Source organism: Microbacterium sp. CnD16-F, from assembly GCF_024124465.1.
Taxonomy (GTDB): Bacteria; Actinomycetota; Actinomycetes; order Actinomycetales; family Microbacteriaceae; genus Microbacterium; species Microbacterium gawkjiense.
The window spans coordinates 1-15,726 of record NZ_JAMXSA010000060.1 but is presented as its reverse complement, the minus strand read 5'-3'; the positions used below and the strand labels follow the sequence as shown (position 1 = coordinate 15,726).

The following is a 15,726-nucleotide window of genomic DNA, read 5'->3' as shown; positions in this document are numbered from 1 at the left end:
CGCGGCTCTTCGTGCGCGCGGAGCCGCTCGGCGAGATCGCGACCGGACCGCGCGTCGGGGTCGCGGGCGTCGCCGGGACGGACGCGTTCCCGTGGCGCTTCTGGATCCCGGGCGACCCGTCGGTGTCGGCGTTCCGCTGGGGGCGCGGCGCGCGCGAGGCCGCCGGCGGGTGAGCCGGTGCCGGTTGCCGAGGAGATGACGGTTATCGAGGAGCGGATGCCGCGGCTCGCCCCTCGGGAGCCTCCATCTCCTCGCGAAGCGACGGCTAGGCGGCGCGGGTCGCGAGGATGCTGGTCGTTCCGCTGGTCCCGGTGTTCCTGACGTTCGTCGTGCTCGTCCTGGCCCTCACCGTCTGGGCCGGCGCCGTCGTCCTGCGCGAGAGCGCCCGCTGACGCGGGCCCGGCGGCGGCGTCGTCCGCGAAGCGACGCGGGAACACGCGCGGGTGCCCGGGTGTTCGGGACGGGGTGGGATGCCGCATCCCGCCCGACTCCGTGAGGTGATCCCCATGACCGACGCTCCGATCGACGCCGCCGCCCGGCTCGAGGCCGCCCTCGCGTCGCTGGATCCGTCGGCGCGCGTGCAGGCCGCGATGACGGCGGGCACGCACCCGCGGTCGGAGTACATCCCGGTGCTGGTGGCGCAGTGCCGCATCGAGCCGCAGTTCCTCGTCCGCGAGATGCTGACGTGGGCGCTGACCCGTCACGACGCCGACGAGGTGCTCGACCTGCTGGTCGGCGAGCTGCGCTCGCGCGGCGCGCAGGTGCGCGCGCAGGCGCTGCACACGATGTCGAAGATCGGCGGTCCGCGGGTGTGGCCGGCGGTCACCACCGAGCTGCTGAAGGATGCCGACGACACGGTCGCGCGCACCGCCTGGCGGACCGCGGCGCGGCATGTGCCGGCAGCCGAGGCATCCGCTCTCGCCGATGTGCTGGCGACGCAGTTCGCGCGCGGCGAGGACGACACCCGGCGGAGCCTCAGCGAGGCGTTCGCGACGATCGGCGAACCGGCGCGGCCGCAGGTGGACTGGGCGCTGGCGACCGGTGGCCCGTACACGCGAGCGCACGCCGCGGTGACCGCCCGGCTGATGGACGACCCCGAAGTGACGTACGCCGAGGCGGTCGTCGCGGTGGGGGAGTCGGCCTGAGTCAAGGCGACACGCCCGGCCGTGCTAGACTGACTCTTCGTCTGCGCGCACTCCAGCACGCAGTTCGCATCCCACCTCCAGAAGACGGCTCTTGAGTCGTGTCCGGATGCGGGGTGCAGACAAGGGATCTTGGGTGGGGCCGTCCGGCTTCACGGTACTAAGGAGACATCACCATGGCAGCAGTGTGCCAGGTGACTGGAGCAGTTCCCGGCTTCGGTCACAACATCTCGCACTCGCACCGCCGGACGAAGCGCCGCTTCGACCCGAACGTGCAGAAGAAGACCTATTTCGTTCCTTCGCTTGGTCGCAAGATCACGCTGAACGTCTCGGCTAAGGGCATCAAGGTCATCGACGCCCGCGGCATCGAGTCGGTCGTGAAGGACCTCCTCGCGAAGGGTGTGAAGCTCTAATGGCGAAGAAGGCTCAGGACGTCCGTCCGATCATCAAGCTGCGCTCGACCGCCGGCACGGGGTACACCTACGTGACGCGCAAGAACCGCCGCAACAACCCCGACCGCATCGTGCTGAAGAAGTACGACCCGGTGATCCGCAAGCACGTCGAATTCCGAGAGGAGCGCTGATCTCATGGCCAAGAAGAGCAAGATCGCGCGCAACAAGCAGCGTGAGGTCGTCGTCGCTCGCTACGCCGAGAAGCGTGCCGAGCTGAAGAAGACCCTCGTCGACCCGAACGCGACCGACGAGGCCCGCGAGGCCGCCCGCGTCGGCCTGCAGAAGCTTCCCCGCAACGCGTCGCCCGTGCGCCTCCGCAACCGCGACGCCATCGACGGTCGCCCCCGCGGCCACCTGTCGAAGTTCGGCATCTCGCGTGTCCGCTTCCGCGAGATGGCGCACCGTGGCGAGCTGCCCGGTGTCACCAAGTCGAGCTGGTAAGCAACAGCATCCGCACGAAGCCCCCGTCCTCGGACGGGGGCTTCGTCGTTCCCGGGGGGTGGATCCGCTCGCCGGGTCGCGGTCAGACGAGACTCGCGACGAGCTCTTCGACTCGTCCTCGGATGTCGTCTCGGACCTCCCGGACCACGTCGATGGGCTGGCCGGCGGGGTCGGTGAGCTGCCAGTCCTCGTACCGCTTGCCCGGGAAGATCGGGCAGGCGTCGCCGCATCCCATCGTGATCACGACATCGGCCTGGCGGACGGCATCGGTCGTGAGGATCTGAGGAACGGCGCCGGTGAGGTCGATGCCTTCCTCCGCCATGACGGCGACCGCGTTCGGGTTGACGGCGTTGCCGGGCTCGCTGCCGGCGGAGAACACGTCGATGCGGTCGCCCGCGATCGCGCGGAGGTAGCCGGCGGCCATCTGCGATCGGCCGGCGTTGTGGACGCAGACGAAGAGGACGGCGGGCTTGGTGGTGTCGGTCATGAGTGCTCCTGCGGTGTGCTGTTGGGTCGGATGGGGACGACGGCGCGGGCGGCGGTGCGATCGGCCGTCGGGTAGAGGACGAGGAGGAGCGCGACTCCGACGGCGGCGCCGACGAGTTGCGCCAGGATGAACGGCATCACGGAGGCGGGGGCGATCCCGGTGAACGTGTCGGTGAAGATCCGGGCGACGGTGACGGCGGGGTTCGCGAACGAGGTCGAGCTGGTGAACCAGTAGGCGGCACCGATGTAGGCCCCGACCGCCGCGGCGGTGACAGCGGCCGTGGTCGTGCGCGCGAGGGCGAACACCAGCAGCACCAGTCCCGCGGTGGCGACCACCTCCCCGACCAGCTGCCCTGCGGTCGCGCGGGGAGTGGTCGAGAGCGTCGGGGCGACGTTGAACATGACGCTCGCCAGCAGGGTGCCGGCGACTCCGCCCGTGATCTGAGCGGCGACGTACGCGCCGAGGTCGGTCGACGAGAGGCCGCCGGCACGACGGCGCGACAGCACCCAGTCGGCGAGGGAGACGGCGGGGTTGAGATGGGCTCCCGATACGGGGCCGACCAGGAGGATCAGCACGGCGAGGCCGAGGGCGGTGACGAGGCTGTTCTCGAGCAGTTGCAGGCCGACATCGTTCGGGGACAGTCGCTGAGCGGCGATCCCCGATCCGACGACGACCGTGACCAGCATCCCGGTCCCGAGGAATTCGGCGGCCAGGCGGCGCATCAACGGCGGTCGCGCCGACGACGGCGAGCGCGGTCCGGCATCCATGATCAGACGGATGCCGGGGACCGGCCGACCTGCAGCAGCGCGGCGGGCGGGGCGCAGCATGCACCACCGTCGAACAGTCCCGCACCCCCGCACACACCGGTGTCCGGCAGGGACAGCTCGACACGGCGGGCGGCCTCGCGGTCGCCGGCGAGCTCCGCCACGACGCTTCGCACCTGCTCGTAGCCGGTCAGTGCGAGGAACGTCGGCGCGCGCCCGTACGACTTCGATCCCACGAGGTAGAAGTCGGGTTCGGGCTGGGCGAGGTCCGCGGCACCGGTCGCGGCGACGGACCCGCAGGAGTGCACGTTGGGGTCGATCTCGGCGGCTATCCGGGGGGGTGCCTGCAGCGTCGGGTCCAGCTCCAGCCGCAGCTCGGAGAGGAATGACAGATCGGGACGGAACCCGGTCAGCACGACCACCCGATCCGCAGTGAGGGTGCGGCCGTCCTCAGCGACCAGGACGGCGCTCTCGCCCGCGCGAGTGACACGCTCGACGCGGAACCCGGTGACGAGCGAGACGAGACCGGCGTCGACGTACTCCTTCGCCGTCTTCCCGAGCGCCCCGCGAGCGGGCAGCTCGTCGGCGTCGCCCCCGCCGAAGGTGTTGCCGGCCGTCGCTCGCCGCAGCGCCCACGTCACGGTGGTCGACGGATCGCGCCGCGCCATGCGCGCAAGGGCGAGGACAGCGGTGACAGCGGAGTGGCCGGAACCGATCACGACGGTGTGCGTGCCGGCGAACCCGGCTCGATCTCGGAAGTCCGGGATGCGGTACGAGAGCAGATCCGCTGCGGCACTCTCTCCCAGCGCCGGGAGCCCGTCAGCGCCGGCGGGGTTCGGGGTGGCCCACGTGCCGGATGCGTCGATGACGGCACGAGCCTGCAGCCGATATTCCTCCCCCTCCGCGGGGGCGACGTGAACCGTGAACGGCTGATCCCCGCGTCCCGCGTCGACGAGCCGATCCCGGCCGAGACGCGACACGCCCGTGACGCGGGCGCCGAGGCGGATGCGATCGCCCAGGGCCGCTGCGAGGGGGGCGAGGTAGGTCTCGATCCACTGCTGTCCGGTGGGGTACCCCGCGGTCGGTGCCTGCCATCCGGTGGTGCTCAGGAGGCGCGCTGCGGCCGCGTCGATGAGTTCGGGCCACTCGGAGAACAACCGGACGTGCCCCCACTCGGCGACAGCGGCAGCCGGTGAAGCGCCGGCTTCGAGCACGACGACCGGCAGGCGCCGCTCGACCAGGTGTGCGGCCGCCGCCAGCCCCTGCGGGCCTGCGCCGATCACGACCACCGGCAATGCGTTCTCCATCTGGACCTTCCGATACACATCGACGAACCTCGATGGATCGAGAATGCCCAACGCATCGACAGATGTCAATACGACGTGGGAGGATGGCCTCATGCCCACGCATCTCCCGCTTCTCGCACCCACGGACGGGGCCGTGTGCTGCGGCACGGTCACGGGCAGTGTGATCTCGGTCGCGGATGCGGAGCGCACCGCGCGGGTCTTCAAAGCCCTCGGGGACCCGACCCGTGTGCGACTGCTCTCGCTCATCGCCGCATCCGACGATGGAGAGGCCTGCATCTACGACCTCACCGAACCGGTGGGTCTGTCCCAGCCGACCGTCTCGCATCACATGAAGCAGCTCGTCGACGCGGGACTGGCCACCCGCGAGCAGCGCGGCCGATGGGCCTACTACCGGGTCGTGACCGACGCCCTCGACGCGGCATCCCAGGCTCTTCGCCCATGACCCACGCGACCATCCGTGCCATGACTGCGAACGACTGGCCACAGGTGGAGTCGATCTACCGCGAAGGCATCGCCGCGGGAAACGCCACGTTCGAGAGCGAGCCCCCGTCGTGGAGTGACTTCGATCGAGGAAAGCTCGGCGTCGGCCGGCTCGTCGCGGCACACTCCGATGGCGCCGTGCTCGGCTGGATCGCCGCGTCCCGGGTCTCGGCGCGAGAGGTCTATCGAGGCGTCGTCGAACATTCCGTCTACGTCGCACATGACGCCCGCGGGCGCGGGGTCGGGAGAGATCTTCTCGCCGCGTTCCTGAGCGAGGCCGCAGCCGCCGGCATCTGGACGGTTCAGGCCAGCATCTTCCCCGAGAACACCGCCAGCCTCACTCTGCACGAGCGGGCCGGCTTCCGCCGCATCGGCCACCGCGAACGCGTCGCGTACATGACCTACGGCCCCTGGGCGGACACCTGGCGCGACACGATCCTCATCGAACGCCGGCTGGGCTGAACGGCCCCAAAACCCTCTTCGGCGGATTATCGATGGCGGATGACGCAGCTTCTGACGACGAGCGATGGCTCGTCATCAAGGGACGTCGATGGCGGCGCACCGACCCGTCGCTGCCCGCGGACCTCGTGGCGGCGCTGACCTCCCATCTCGGGCGCGGCAGATCAGGGGTGCGCCGCGCTCAGGGTGATCCGGATGCCACGGCAGCCGCCCGCAGACGCGTCGACCTGGCCAAGCACGGGCTCGGCGAGCGAGGTCCCTACTGGTGGGACGAGCCGGAGAGCGAGCGGCTGCACCGAGCGAGGCAGGCGCTCGCTGAGCTGGAGGGACTCGAGGACTGACGGGTCTCGACGCGTGGGATGGGGCGTCGTTGTTCGCGAACGCCGTACTCGTCACGCGATGGGGTGTCCGCCCTGGGAAGTAAGCGGTCCGCCATGTCTTGCTGAACCGAACGCGGGAGATCCAGGCCGGACCCGCGCCGATCACTCGTGACGTCTTCGGCGGCATCCCTCACCGGGGTCGAGTCCGCGCCCGACGACCCGGGGCTACGCTCGAACGGTCGGAGGGAGCCCCATGCCGCTGGATCCGTTCTTCCGCGAGCGACTGCGCACGCACCGCCGCTACCTCGTGAAGAAGGCGTGGACCGAGCTGACCGCGCGGTTCCGTCCGCCGCCGGCGGCGCCGGCATCCGCTTCAGCCACGAAGGCGAAGCCGCTCACCCCGCGCGAGCGACACCGTCGCGCGGCCCTCAACTGGGACCGCATGGAACTGCGCACCGCCGGCATCCCGGGCCCGCAGATGGAGACGACCGAGCACACCGTGCCGGTCGATGGGTACCCCGACGTCCGCATCCGCATCTACCGCCCCGCCTCGGCCCCGACCCCGGCGCCGGCGTGCCTCGTGATCGGCGGCGGTGCGTTCCGCATCGGCGGCATCGATTACCCGACGGCGGATGCCTCGTGTCGCCGCCGCGCCGACCGTTCCGGCGTCGTGCTCGTCGCGGTCGGCTACTCGCTCGCGCCCGAGCACCGCTACCCGACGCAGGTCGAGCAGGTCCACGCCGCGTGGGTGTGGCTGCACGCGCACGCCGCCGAGCTCGGACTCGATCCGGACCGGATCGGCCTGAACGGTGCCTCAGCGGGGGGATGCCTCGCGGCATCCCTCACTCTGATGAACCGCGACCGCGGGACCCGACAGGCGACCCTGCAGATCCTCGAAGTCCCCGTCACCGACCTCACCGGCCGCTGGATCGACCTGCGCGCGACGTACGCGCTGGGGGTGCCGGCGTTCATCGCGCTGCGCGAGCTGCGCTCGGTCGCCCGCACCTACCTCGGCGACCGGTCCCGCGCGCACGAGCAGTACGCCTCGCCGATGCGCGCGGCGTCGCATGCGGGACTGCCGCCCGCCGTCATCCTCACCGCGGAGTACGACCCGCTCCGCCGCGACGGCGCGACGTACGCGGCGAAGCTCCGCGACGCCGGGGTCGACGCCAGCGCGACGCGCTACCTCGGCGTCACGCACGACACCCCTCTCTATGTGGGCGCGCTGCCGGCCGCTCGCCGCTGGGAGGACGACGTCGTCGCCGCCCTGCGCCGCATCTGACGCGGATGCCGCGACACCAACCGCGGAGTTTCGCCCCGCATCCAGCCGTCACCCCGCCCAGGCGCTCGGATCGCACCGATTTTCCGCGGTTGCTGCCGCTCGCCCGTCGCCTGCCGCATCCGAATCCCGCGCCGTTCTCCGAATCCGATGACAGGCGACGGATGCCGACGGCACAACCGCGCGCAAAAGCAACCCCTCCCGCGGAAATCCGCGGAATCCGCCCGAATCGGCAACATCAGCCTCAAAAACCCCTTCTGACACACGACACGCCGGTCGATTACGGCCCAGGTGACCGAAGATCCGCGGAATTCCGGGGTTCGTGGGTATATTCGGGACCGGTCGCAACGACCAACCGGCGGAATCCCGTCGGCCCGAGTAACTGAAGACGGCGACCCGCCGTCTGGAGGAGCACCATGGCCATCACCAAGACCGAACTCGTCGCCAGCATCGCCAGCGCCACCGGCGAGAGCCAGGCCACCGTCTCGCGCGTCGTCGACGGCCTGTTCTCGTCCGTCTCCGAGGCCGTCGCCAAGGGCGAGAAGGTTTCGATCCCGGGCTGGATCGCGTTCGAGCAGGTCGAGACCTCGGCTCGCACGGGCCGCAACCCGCAGACGGGTGCCGAGATCAACATCCCCGCCGGCAAGCGCGTCAAGGTCAGCGCCGGCTCGAAGCTGAAGGCTGCCGTCAAGTAAGACGCTGCAGACGTACGAAGGGGGATGCCGAGAGGCATCCCCCTTCGGCGTTCCCCCACCCACCTGCGCGTAGGCTTGACGGGTGAACCCGCGTGCTCTCCGCTTCGCCGGCCCGGTGATCCTCGCGGGCGCGGGTCTCGTCGCGCTCCTGCTGGGCCTGGCCTACGGTGGCGGCGCCGCGCCGCTCGTGATCGGCGACCCCGGTCCGGTCGTCCGCTGGGGTCTCCCGGTGGCGGAGCTCGTCGTCAACCTCTCGGCCGCGCTCCTCGTCGGCTCGCTGGTGCTCGCGGTGTTCGCGTTCGCGTCGGGGTCGAAGGAGTTCGACCTGGCATTGGATGCCGCCTCCGCCGGCGCGGCGATCCTCACCGTCTCGGCGGGCACGACCGCCTACCTCACCTTCCTCAAGGTGATCCCGGCACGACCGAGCGCGGATGCGGCGTTCGGCGAGCAGCTCGGCCGCTTCCTCGTCGACACCGACCCCGGCCGCGCCTGGCTCATGACCACCGTCGCGGCTGCGGCGCTGACCGTCCTCGCGTTCGCCGTCCGCGGCTGGCTGGCGACCCTGCTGGTGACGATCCTCGCGATCGCCGCGATGGTGCCGATGGCGACCGCCGGCCACGCCGGCAGCGAGGCGAACCACAACTCGGCCGTCACCTCGCTCTCGCTCCACATCATCGCGGCAGCGGCGTGGCTCGGCGGTCTGCTGCTGATCGTGCTGCTGCGACCCGTGCTGTCGCGCGACAAGCTGGTCGTCGTCCTGCAGCGCTACTCGAGCATCGCGCTCGCCGCCTTCATCGTGGTCACCCTCTCGGGTGTCGCCCGCGCCCTCATCGGGCTCGTCAGCCCCGCGAATGTCTTCTCGCCGTACGGCGCGCTCGTCATGGTCAAGGTCGGTGCCCTGCTCGCGCTGGGTGTGCTCGGCGCGATCTACCGCCGACGGCTGATCGCCGGCATCCGCGACACCGCCGTCGCCGCACGCTTCTGGACCCTCGTCGCCGTCGAGGTGCTCTTCATGGGCATCGCCTCGGGCGCGGCGGTCGCCCTCTCGCTCACCCCGCCGCCGGTCGAGACGACGATGCCCACCGACGCGACGCCCGCAGAGGTGCTCACCGGGTCGCCGCTGCCGCCCGAGCTCACCCCGCTGCGCTTCGTGACGATGTGGGACGTCGACCCCATCTGGGCCTTCGCCGTCGGGTTCGGCCTGTTCTTCTACCTCGCGGGGGTGCGCCGGCTCGCCCGCCGCGGCGACCGCTGGCCGATCGGCCGCACCGTCCTGTGGGTGACCGGGCTCCTGCTCCTGCTGTACGTGACGTGCGGACCGGTCAACGTGTACCAGGACTACCTCTTCAGCATGCACATGGTCGGACACATGCTGCTGTCGATGGCGATCCCGATATGCCTCGTCTTCGGTGCGCCCGTGACCCTCGCGTCCCGCGCCATCCGCAAGCGCGACGACGGCACGCGCGGCGGCCGCGAGTGGATCCTCTGGGCCGTGCACAGCCCCTACGCGAAGATCATCACGCATCCGCTCGTGGCGGCGGCCCTGTTCATCGTGTCGCTCTGGGCGTTCTACTACACCGACATCTTCCGCTGGACGCTGTACGACCACCTCGGTCACGAGTGGATGGTGCTGCACTTCCTCACGGTCGGCTACCTCTTCGTCCTCTCGCTCGTCGGCATCGACCCCGTGCCCTACCGGCTGCCGCACGCCGGCCGCCTGCTGACCCTCATCGGCGTCATGGCGATGCACGCGTTCTTCGGCATCGCGATCATGATGTCGTCGGGACTGTTCGTCGCCGAGTGGTTCGGCTCGATGGGGCGGACGTGGGGTCTCGACCCGCTCGCCGACCAGTACATGGGCGGCGGCATCGCCTGGTCGATCGGCGAGATCCCGACGCTCATCCTCGCGATCGTCGTCGCCGTGCAGTGGAGCCGGTCCGACGAGCGACGCCAGCGACGCGACGACCGGCAGGCCGATCGCAGCGGCGATGCGGAGCTCGAGGCGTACAACGCCCGGCTCGCCGCGATCGCCGAACGGGATGCCCGGCGCGAAGCCGCGCGCTGAGCCCGGTCAGTCCGCGGCTGACACCGCGATCGACGCGGTGCCGTCGGGGAGGATCGTGATCTTGCCCGTCAGGAAGAACGGGACGAGTTCGGTCACGTCGTAGATCGAGCCGTCGAAGATCGACTGGATCTGCACGTCGATCTTGGCGACCGCCTGCGTGCGCGTGATCGCCCATCCGGCGCCGTCGGGCTCGAGGGTGACGACCGGGTTCTCCTCGATCGACCAGGTGGGCGGCTCGACGATGCGGTTGCGCACGTAGTACCCGAAGGGGCATCCCGTCGGCTGCAGCACCTTCTGCGTCGCGCACTCCGCGAGGAACGCGTCGACCTCGCGCTGGACCACGCCGATGAACTCGTCGGTCGGCTCCGCCTGGAACGAGACCGGGATCTCGGCGAGCGGGGTGTCCGACAGCACGGCGACCCCGGGGCTCGTCGTCGCCGCGGTGTCGACGGTGATCGAGTAGAGCCCCGGCGAGAAGGCGAGCATCGGGATCGGCTCGAGCGGGTCGGCCTCCTCGGCCTCGGGCGAGACCTGACGCTTGTCGATCTCGAAGCCGTTCACCTCGAACTGCATCGACCCGCGGACCGCGAGCTCGATCACTGCGAGAGGGCTCTGCGCGAACCGCCAGCGGGGGAGGATGCCGCCCTCGTCGTCGTCGCGCTCGACCTCGAACGTCGTCTCGCCGGCGTGACCGCCCACGCGGTAGGTGACGGTGACGGCCGTCGTGCCGTCGGCATCCGTCTCCTCCGACACCGGCTCGACGTCGGACAGCGGCGTCAGGGTGCTGCCGCGCAGCAGCGCCGCGCTGGCATCGGCCGGCAGACCCGCGGCGGCGAGGTCCTTCGACGTGGCCGAGACGCCCGGTACGAGCAGGGCGTCGGTCGCGCGTCCGTCGGCGAGCAGGTGCAGGTAGTCGAGCACGAACGCGGTCGGGCTGTAGAGCTGGCGGTACAGGACGGCTGACGTCGCGCCGACGGCACCGAGGAAGAGGATGCCGACCACCCCCAGCACCGTCAGGTCGAACGCGAGCTTGCGGCGCCGACGGGGTCCGGCGACGGTGGCCGTGCGGGTGCGGGCCGCGGGGGCGTCGGGCGCGGCGGCATCCGTCACCGCCTCTTCCCCCTCGCGTTCCACACGCTCAGTCTAGGAAAGCCCGGCTGGTAGCTAGCATTGTTCCGGTGAGCACGCCGCCCCTGTCTCCCGAACAGGACGCGCTCTTCCGTCTCATCGAGGACACCCGCGAACACGTGTTCGTCACGGGTCGTGCCGGCACCGGCAAGTCGACGCTGCTGCAGCACCTCGCGTGGAACACGAACAAGCAGATCGCCGTCTGCGCACCCACCGGCGTCGCCGCGCTCAACGTCGAGGGTCAGACGATCCACTCGCTGTTCAAACTGCCGATCGGCCTCATCGCCGACAGCGAGATCGAGCAGACCGACGCGACGCGCAAGATCCTCAACGCCATCGACACGCTCATCATCGACGAGGTGTCGATGGTCAACGCCGACGTCATGGACGCGATCGACCGGTCGCTGCGCCAGGCCCGCCGCCGTCGCGCCGAGGCGTTCGGCGGGGTGCAGGTCGTCATGTTCGGCGACCCGTACCAGCTCTCCCCGGTGCCGCCCCGCGGCGACGAGCTGCGCTACATCCAGGACCACTACCGCTCGTTCTGGTTCTTCGACGCGCAGGTGTGGGCAGGACCCCGAGCGGATGCCGGGGCGATCCGCTCGGACGGGCTGCTCGACCTCGGCCGGGTCGGCGCTCCGCTGCACATCGCCGAGCTGCGCGACATCCACCGCCAGTCCGACGACGCGTTCAAGGCGATGCTCAACGCCGTGCGCCACGGGATCGTGACGGCTGACATCGCGGGGGCCCTCAACGCGGCGGGAGCCCGCAAGCCCCCCGAGCCCGCCGCCGGCGAGGTGCCGATCATCACCCTCGCGACCCGCAACGACATCGTCTCGCGCATCAACCAGCGCCACCTCGACGCGCTGCCCGGTCCTGCCCAGACCGCCCGTGCCGAGATCAGCGGCGACTTCGGCCGCGGCGACGCCTACCCCGCCGACCAGGAGCTGCAGCTGAAGGTCGGGGCGCAGGTGATGTTCCTGCGCAACGACATCGGCGGGTTCGGCGGCGACGGTCCGCGCTGGGTCAACGGGTCGATCGGCACCGTCACGCGGATCGCGGGCGGCACCGTCCGCGTCGAGCTCGACGGCGAGGAGCACGACGTCGAACCGACGGTGTGGGAGAAGTTCCGCTACGCGTACGACCCCGGCACGCGCAAGCTGACCCGCGAGATCGTCGCCGAGTACACGCAGTTCCCGCTGCGCCTCGCGTGGGCGGTCACGATCCACAAGTCGCAGGGCAAGACGTACGACCGCGCGATCGTCGACCTCGGCAACGGGGCCTTCGCGCCGGGGCAGACCTACGTTGCGCTCTCGCGGCTGACCTCGCTCGAGGGGCTCTACCTGTCGCGCCCGCTGCGCCCCGCCGACATCCTCGTCGACCGCGACGTGCGGCGCTTCATGGCCGGGGTGCGGGCGGCGCAGAACGCGGGGTGAGCCGCGGCATCCGCTCGTCAGGTCAGGCGGCCGAGGTGCGTTTCGCGGCCGCGAGGTCGGCGAACAGCTCGGTGTTGAAGCGGTAGGCGAGCAGCACCTCGTCGATCACGCGCTCGCGCTCGGCGGCATCCCACGGCACCGCGTCGAGCTGCTCGCGGTAGACGTCCTTGAACGCGGCGGGATCGGCGATGTCGTCGAAGACGTAGAAGCCGATGCCGTTGGTCTCGAAGCCGAAGCGGCGCGACATGACCCGCGCGATGAACTGACCGCCCGACAGGTCGCCGAGGTAGCGCGTGTAGTGATGGGCGACGAAGCCGCCCGGCCAGGTCGCACCGACCTCGGCGATGCGTGCGACGTAGCGGGCGGTCGTCGGCAGCGGCGCGATGCGCTCGCGCCAGTCGGTGCCGATGAGGAACTCCAGATCGGCCTCGAGAGCGGGCAGACGGGTCAGCTTGTCGCTGAGGAACCGGGATGCCACGGGGTCGCCGCTCATGCGGGCGGCCGCTGTCTCGAGCGCCTCGTAGATGAACCAGTGCTGCGCCACGAGGGCGACGTAGTCCTCGCGGGAACCCTCGCCGCGCATGAGGTCCGACATGAAGTCGGCGCCCTCGCTCGACGAGTGGGCGCCGGCGGAGCGGGCGCGGACGGCGGCGGAGAAGGGGACGGGCTCGGACATGGCCCCGAGCGTACAGTAAGGCTCAGCTAACCTGAAGGTCGGATATCTACGAATGCGGGCGGGGCTCCACGCCGAGCCGGGCGCAGGCCGCGTCGTAGAGCGCGACGATCTCGCGCCGGACCTCGGCGCGCTCGGTGATCGCGCCGCCGGGCCAGGGGATGCGGATGACGTCCTCAGCCCCGTCCGCGGTGATCACGTGCCACTCGCCCGCGTCGCCGTCGAAGGTCGTCATCGTCGCCGCGATGACGTCGGGGAGTGGCGAGAACGCGCGCGCGATGAGCACGTTGTCGTCGGTGTGGTCGGCGTTCATGTGGTGGAGCACGGCGCGCTGCACGGAGTCGTCGAAGACGGCGGTCATGCGCACAGCCTAGGAGGGTGCGGTCGTGCGAACGGGAGGTGGCCGACGGGTGTGCTGTAATCATGGGACGGGAAAGACGGGGGTGATCTGCGCGTGGCAGGACGAGTGTCGAGGCGAGTGGTCGCAGCGGTGACGGCGCTCGGTCTCGCGATCGGTCTCGGAGCGTGCTCACCCGGACCCGCGCGGATCGACATCGGCGTCGACCAGATCCGACGGGGCGCTCCCGTCGGATCTGACCGACCAGATGCAGACCTTGACCGAGACGGCGATGACCGCCGTCGGCGCGAGCGGGGCCATCGTCTCGGTGTCGGTGCCCTGGTCGGGCCAGTGGGTCGCCGGTGTCGGCACCTCGGGTGAGGGCGGCCCGAAGGTCGACCCCGCGATGACCTTCAAAGCTGTCAACGTCACCCGCGCGATGACCTGCGACGTCCTGTACGCCCTCGTCGAGAAGGGCACCGTCGCCCTCGACGACAGCATCGCGGAGTACGTCGACTCCTACCCGGCCGAGAGCGACATCACCCTCGGCGAGCTGTGCGACAGCACGAGCGGACTGCACGGGTACCTCGGCGCGATCTTCGAACGGGTCCTCGCGACGCCCGAGCGCACCTGGAACCCGCGCGAGCTCGTCGCCTACGGCCTCGGCCAGCCGCGCGCCTTCGAGCCCGGCGCGCGCTTCGCGGAGTCCGACACCGGGTACGTGCTGCTCGGCATCGTGCTCGAGCGTGCCGCGAACACGCCTCTGAACGAGCTCTTCGACGAGTACGTCTTCCAGCCGCTCGGGATGACCTCCAGCTCCTTGCCCGCCGGGGTCGGCGGCGGCGACCGGCTGAAGGGCTCGTACCTCGCGTCCGGTGAGGACGGCAAGGCCGACTGCAGCGCCCCGACGGACATGACGGACCTCACCTCCAGCGTCGGCGCAGCGGCGGCCGGCGCCGTGTCGAGCGTCGCGGACCTCTCGACCTACGTCCGCGCCCTCGCCGTCGGCGCCCGCCCCTACGACGTCGAACAGCGCCTCGCCGACGCCCGTCCCGTCGCCGACTCGCAGCCCACCTGGTTCACGGCCAAGGGCGGCACGTATCAGGGCGACAGCCTCGTCGGGCAGTACGGCTCCCTCCCGGGCTACATGGTCGCGGCCTTCGCCGACCGTGAGACGGGGATGTCGGTCGTCGTCGTGCTCAACGACTCGCGCGCGTCGTCGAACGTCGCGCGCCTGCTCGCCTGGCAGCTCGCCGCCCTCGCGTCGAAGGCTCCTGCCGCCGACGGTCGCACGGCTCCCGAGCTGGGCCTGCCGTGGACGGTCGAGAGCCTCGGCGAGGAGCTCGCAGGCTACGCCATCTGCGGCGAGTGACCACACGCACCGCCCCGACGACCGCGGTCGTCCTGGTGGTCGTCGGCCTCTGCTGCCAGGAGGTCGGTGCCTCGCTCGCCGTCCTGCTGTTCCCGCAGGTCGGCCCGCTCGGGATGGTGATGCTGCGCCTCGTGTTCTCGGCGCTCATCCTGTGGCTCATCGCCCGTCCGTCGCTGCGCGGGCACAGCCGCGCCGCGTGGACCGCCGTCGTGCAGCTCGGCGTCGCGCTCGCCGTCATGAACGGCTTCTTCTACCTCGCGCTCGAACGGCTCGCGCTCGGCGTGACGGTCACGATCGAGATCCTCGGACCGCTGGCGCTCTCGATCATCGCGAGCCGGCGCGCGTCGGCGTGGCTGTGGGCAGGGCTGGCGCTCGTCGGCGTCGTCGCGCTCGGCGGCGGCGGCTTCGACCGGCTCGATCCCCTCGGGGTCGTCTTCGCCCTGGGCGCCGCCGTCAGCTGGGCGTTCTACATCCTCGCCTCGGCGAAGGTGGGCGCCGCCATCCCCAAGCTCGACGGCCTGGCGCTCGCGATGGCGGTCGGTGCCGTCCTGTCGCTGCCCTTCGGGATCGTGGATGCCGGTGCGTCACTGCTGCGCCTCGACCTCGTCGCGCTCGGCGCCGCCGTCGCGGTGCTGTCGTCGACCATCCCGTACGCGCTCGAACTCATCGCGCTGCGCCGACTGCCCGCGGCGGCGTTCTCGATCCTCATGGCCTTGGCCCCCGCGACGGCGTCGTTCGCCGGGTTCCTGCTGCTCGGCCAGCACCTGAGCCTGCTCGAGGTCGCGGGCATCGCGCTCGTTATCGTCGCGTCGATCGGCGCCGTCCGTGCCGCCGGCCGCCGCGCACGCGACGTCGCCGAGCCCGTCGGCTGAGGCGCCGGGGGTTCGCGCGC

General features: G+C 71.0%; 19 protein-coding genes and 1 pseudogene. 14 read left to right on the top strand and 6 right to left on the bottom strand.

Features of this window, described 5'->3' with window-relative positions; translation table 11 throughout:
• The 5 genes and pseudogenes from NH287_RS13145 to rpsN all read left to right on the top strand — a co-directional run.
• A pseudogene (locus NH287_RS13145) lies at positions 1 to 173 on the top strand (DNA-3-methyladenine glycosylase); the annotation flags it as partial.
• 333 nt (positions 174 to 506) lie between these two features.
• Positions 507 to 1,145: a HEAT repeat domain-containing protein gene (locus NH287_RS13140; protein ID WP_253035967.1), complete on the top strand. Its 639-nt coding sequence runs from the start codon at positions 507 to 509 to the stop codon at positions 1,143 to 1,145.
• 173 nt (positions 1,146 to 1,318) lie between these two features.
• Positions 1,319 to 1,555 (top strand): 50S ribosomal protein L28, encoded by a 237-nt coding sequence (gene rpmB / locus NH287_RS13135; protein WP_018187658.1) that lies wholly within the window; start codon positions 1,319 to 1,321, stop codon positions 1,553 to 1,555.
• Positions 1,555 to 1,725, top strand: a complete 171-nt coding sequence (gene rpmG, locus NH287_RS13130) for a 50S ribosomal protein L33 (RefSeq protein WP_005051772.1) — start codon at positions 1,555 to 1,557, stop codon at positions 1,723 to 1,725. The genes rpmB and rpmG overlap by 1 nt, the downstream gene beginning before the upstream one ends.
• Positions 1,726 to 1,729: 4 nt before the next feature.
• Positions 1,730 to 2,035 carry a 30S ribosomal protein S14 gene (gene rpsN, locus NH287_RS13125; RefSeq protein ID WP_064002676.1) on the top strand — a complete coding sequence of 102 codons (306 nt, stop codon included), beginning with the start codon at positions 1,730 to 1,732 and terminating at the stop codon, positions 2,033 to 2,035.
• An 82-nt stretch (positions 2,036 to 2,117) separates the two neighbouring features.
• Here rpsN and NH287_RS13120 read toward each other — a convergent pair whose 3' ends face one another.
• From NH287_RS13120 to NH287_RS13110, 3 genes are read right to left on the bottom strand one after another with little or no spacing between them, the layout of a single operon-like run.
• Positions 2,118 to 2,522, bottom strand: a complete 405-nt coding sequence (locus tag NH287_RS13120) for an arsenate reductase ArsC (RefSeq protein WP_064002675.1) — start codon at positions 2,520 to 2,522, stop codon at positions 2,118 to 2,120.
• Positions 2,519 to 3,244: an MIP/aquaporin family protein gene (locus tag NH287_RS13115; protein ID WP_253035968.1), complete on the bottom strand. Its 726-nt coding sequence runs from the start codon at positions 3,242 to 3,244 to the stop codon at positions 2,519 to 2,521. Before NH287_RS13115 ends, NH287_RS13120 begins: the two co-directional genes overlap by 4 nt.
• A gap of 47 nt (positions 3,245 to 3,291) precedes the next feature.
• A complete protein-coding gene (locus NH287_RS13110) occupies positions 3,292 to 4,593 on the bottom strand; it encodes an NAD(P)-binding domain-containing protein (protein WP_253035966.1) in 1,302 nt (433 codons plus the stop codon).
• A gap of 91 nt (positions 4,594 to 4,684) precedes the next feature.
• On the opposite strand from NH287_RS13110, the gene NH287_RS13105 reads away from it, so the two are divergent.
• The 6 genes from NH287_RS13105 (at position 4,685) to NH287_RS13080 (ending at position 9,891) form a co-directional block, all read left to right on the top strand.
• The gene (locus NH287_RS13105; protein WP_253035965.1) at positions 4,685 to 5,035 is read left to right on the top strand and encodes a helix-turn-helix transcriptional regulator; all 351 of its coding nucleotides are present in this window, start codon (positions 4,685 to 4,687) and stop codon (positions 5,033 to 5,035) included.
• Positions 5,032 to 5,535: a GNAT family N-acetyltransferase gene (locus NH287_RS13100; protein WP_253035964.1), complete on the top strand. Its 504-nt coding sequence runs from the start codon at positions 5,032 to 5,034 to the stop codon at positions 5,533 to 5,535. Before NH287_RS13105 ends, NH287_RS13100 begins: the two co-directional genes overlap by 4 nt.
• A gap of 32 nt (positions 5,536 to 5,567) precedes the next feature.
• Positions 5,568 to 5,873, top strand: coding sequence for a biopolymer transporter Tol (locus NH287_RS13095; protein WP_253035963.1), 306 nt, complete (start codon positions 5,568 to 5,570; stop codon positions 5,871 to 5,873).
• Between the two features lie 232 nt (positions 5,874 to 6,105).
• Positions 6,106 to 7,134, top strand: a complete 1,029-nt coding sequence (locus NH287_RS13090) for an alpha/beta hydrolase (RefSeq protein ID WP_253035962.1) — start codon at positions 6,106 to 6,108, stop codon at positions 7,132 to 7,134.
• A gap of 413 nt (positions 7,135 to 7,547) precedes the next feature.
• Positions 7,548 to 7,826: an HU family DNA-binding protein gene (locus NH287_RS13085; protein WP_064002669.1), complete on the top strand. Its 279-nt coding sequence runs from the start codon at positions 7,548 to 7,550 to the stop codon at positions 7,824 to 7,826.
• Positions 7,827 to 7,908: 82 nt separating this feature from the next.
• Complete coding sequence (locus tag NH287_RS13080) at positions 7,909 to 9,891, top strand: cytochrome c oxidase assembly protein (protein ID WP_253035961.1); 1,983 nt, start codon at positions 7,909 to 7,911, stop codon at positions 9,889 to 9,891.
• A 6-nt stretch (positions 9,892 to 9,897) separates the two neighbouring features.
• Here NH287_RS13080 and NH287_RS13075 read toward each other — a convergent pair whose 3' ends face one another.
• Entirely contained in the window at positions 9,898 to 11,025 is a 1,128-nt protein-coding gene (locus NH287_RS13075; protein ID WP_217528674.1) for a hypothetical protein, read from the bottom strand.
• Between the two features lie 44 nt (positions 11,026 to 11,069).
• On the opposite strand from NH287_RS13075, the gene NH287_RS13070 reads away from it, so the two are divergent.
• Positions 11,070 to 12,452, top strand: a complete 1,383-nt coding sequence (locus tag NH287_RS13070) for an ATP-dependent RecD-like DNA helicase (protein ID WP_197471613.1) — start codon at positions 11,070 to 11,072, stop codon at positions 12,450 to 12,452.
• A gap of 22 nt (positions 12,453 to 12,474) precedes the next feature.
• Here the strand turns inward: NH287_RS13070 and NH287_RS13065 are convergent, their stop codons facing one another.
• Both NH287_RS13065 and NH287_RS13060 read right to left on the bottom strand, forming a co-directional pair.
• On the bottom strand, positions 12,475 to 13,128 hold the full coding sequence (locus tag NH287_RS13065) for a heme oxygenase (biliverdin-producing) (protein WP_217528672.1): 654 nt from the start codon (positions 13,126 to 13,128) through the stop codon (positions 12,475 to 12,477).
• 46 nt (positions 13,129 to 13,174) lie between these two features.
• Positions 13,175 to 13,486 carry a DUF2470 domain-containing protein gene (locus tag NH287_RS13060; RefSeq protein ID WP_253035960.1) on the bottom strand — a complete coding sequence of 104 codons (312 nt, stop codon included), beginning with the start codon at positions 13,484 to 13,486 and terminating at the stop codon, positions 13,175 to 13,177.
• Positions 13,487 to 13,730: 244 nt separating this feature from the next.
• On the opposite strand from NH287_RS13060, the gene NH287_RS13055 reads away from it, so the two are divergent.
• Together NH287_RS13055 and NH287_RS13050 are read left to right on the top strand one after the other, a co-directional pair.
• Positions 13,731 to 14,834: a serine hydrolase gene (locus NH287_RS13055; RefSeq protein ID WP_253035959.1), complete on the top strand. Its 1,104-nt coding sequence runs from the start codon at positions 13,731 to 13,733 to the stop codon at positions 14,832 to 14,834.
• Positions 14,831 to 15,706 carry a DMT family transporter gene (locus tag NH287_RS13050; RefSeq protein WP_253035958.1) on the top strand — a complete coding sequence of 292 codons (876 nt, stop codon included), beginning with the start codon at positions 14,831 to 14,833 and terminating at the stop codon, positions 15,704 to 15,706. The genes NH287_RS13055 and NH287_RS13050 overlap by 4 nt, the downstream gene beginning before the upstream one ends.
• The last annotated feature ends 20 nt before the right edge of the window (positions 15,707 to 15,726 follow it).

What these genes read in the sequence shown, in the direction of transcription:
- NH287_RS13140 (WP_253035967.1), top strand. Translation starts at nt 507, where the DNA reads ATGACCGACGCTCCGATCGACGCCGCCGCCCGGCTCGAGGCCGCCCTC.
- rpmB (WP_018187658.1), top strand. Translation starts at nt 1,319, where the DNA reads ATGGCAGCAGTGTGCCAGGTGACTGGAGCAGTTCCCGGCTTCGGTCAC.
- rpmG (WP_005051772.1), top strand. Translation starts at nt 1,555, where the DNA reads ATGGCGAAGAAGGCTCAGGACGTCCGTCCGATCATCAAGCTGCGCTCG.
- rpsN (WP_064002676.1), top strand. Translation starts at nt 1,730, where the DNA reads ATGGCCAAGAAGAGCAAGATCGCGCGCAACAAGCAGCGTGAGGTCGTC.
- NH287_RS13120 (WP_064002675.1), bottom strand. Translation starts at nt 2,522, where the DNA reads ATGACCGACACCACCAAGCCCGCCGTCCTCTTCGTCTGCGTCCACAAC.
- NH287_RS13115 (WP_253035968.1), bottom strand. Translation starts at nt 3,244, where the DNA reads ATGCGCCGCCTGGCCGCCGAATTCCTCGGGACCGGGATGCTGGTCACG.
- NH287_RS13110 (WP_253035966.1), bottom strand. Translation starts at nt 4,593, where the DNA reads ATGGAGAACGCATTGCCGGTGGTCGTGATCGGCGCAGGCCCGCAGGGG.
- NH287_RS13105 (WP_253035965.1), top strand. Translation starts at nt 4,685, where the DNA reads ATGCCCACGCATCTCCCGCTTCTCGCACCCACGGACGGGGCCGTGTGC.
- NH287_RS13100 (WP_253035964.1), top strand. Translation starts at nt 5,032, where the DNA reads ATGACCCACGCGACCATCCGTGCCATGACTGCGAACGACTGGCCACAG.
- NH287_RS13095 (WP_253035963.1), top strand. Translation starts at nt 5,568, where the DNA reads ATGGCGGATGACGCAGCTTCTGACGACGAGCGATGGCTCGTCATCAAG.
- NH287_RS13090 (WP_253035962.1), top strand. Translation starts at nt 6,106, where the DNA reads ATGCCGCTGGATCCGTTCTTCCGCGAGCGACTGCGCACGCACCGCCGC.
- NH287_RS13085 (WP_064002669.1), top strand. Translation starts at nt 7,548, where the DNA reads ATGGCCATCACCAAGACCGAACTCGTCGCCAGCATCGCCAGCGCCACC.
- NH287_RS13065 (WP_217528672.1), bottom strand. Translation starts at nt 13,128, where the DNA reads ATGTCCGAGCCCGTCCCCTTCTCCGCCGCCGTCCGCGCCCGCTCCGCC.
- NH287_RS13060 (WP_253035960.1), bottom strand. Translation starts at nt 13,486, where the DNA reads ATGACCGCCGTCTTCGACGACTCCGTGCAGCGCGCCGTGCTCCACCAC.
- NH287_RS13055 (WP_253035959.1), top strand. Translation starts at nt 13,731, where the DNA reads ATGCAGACCTTGACCGAGACGGCGATGACCGCCGTCGGCGCGAGCGGG.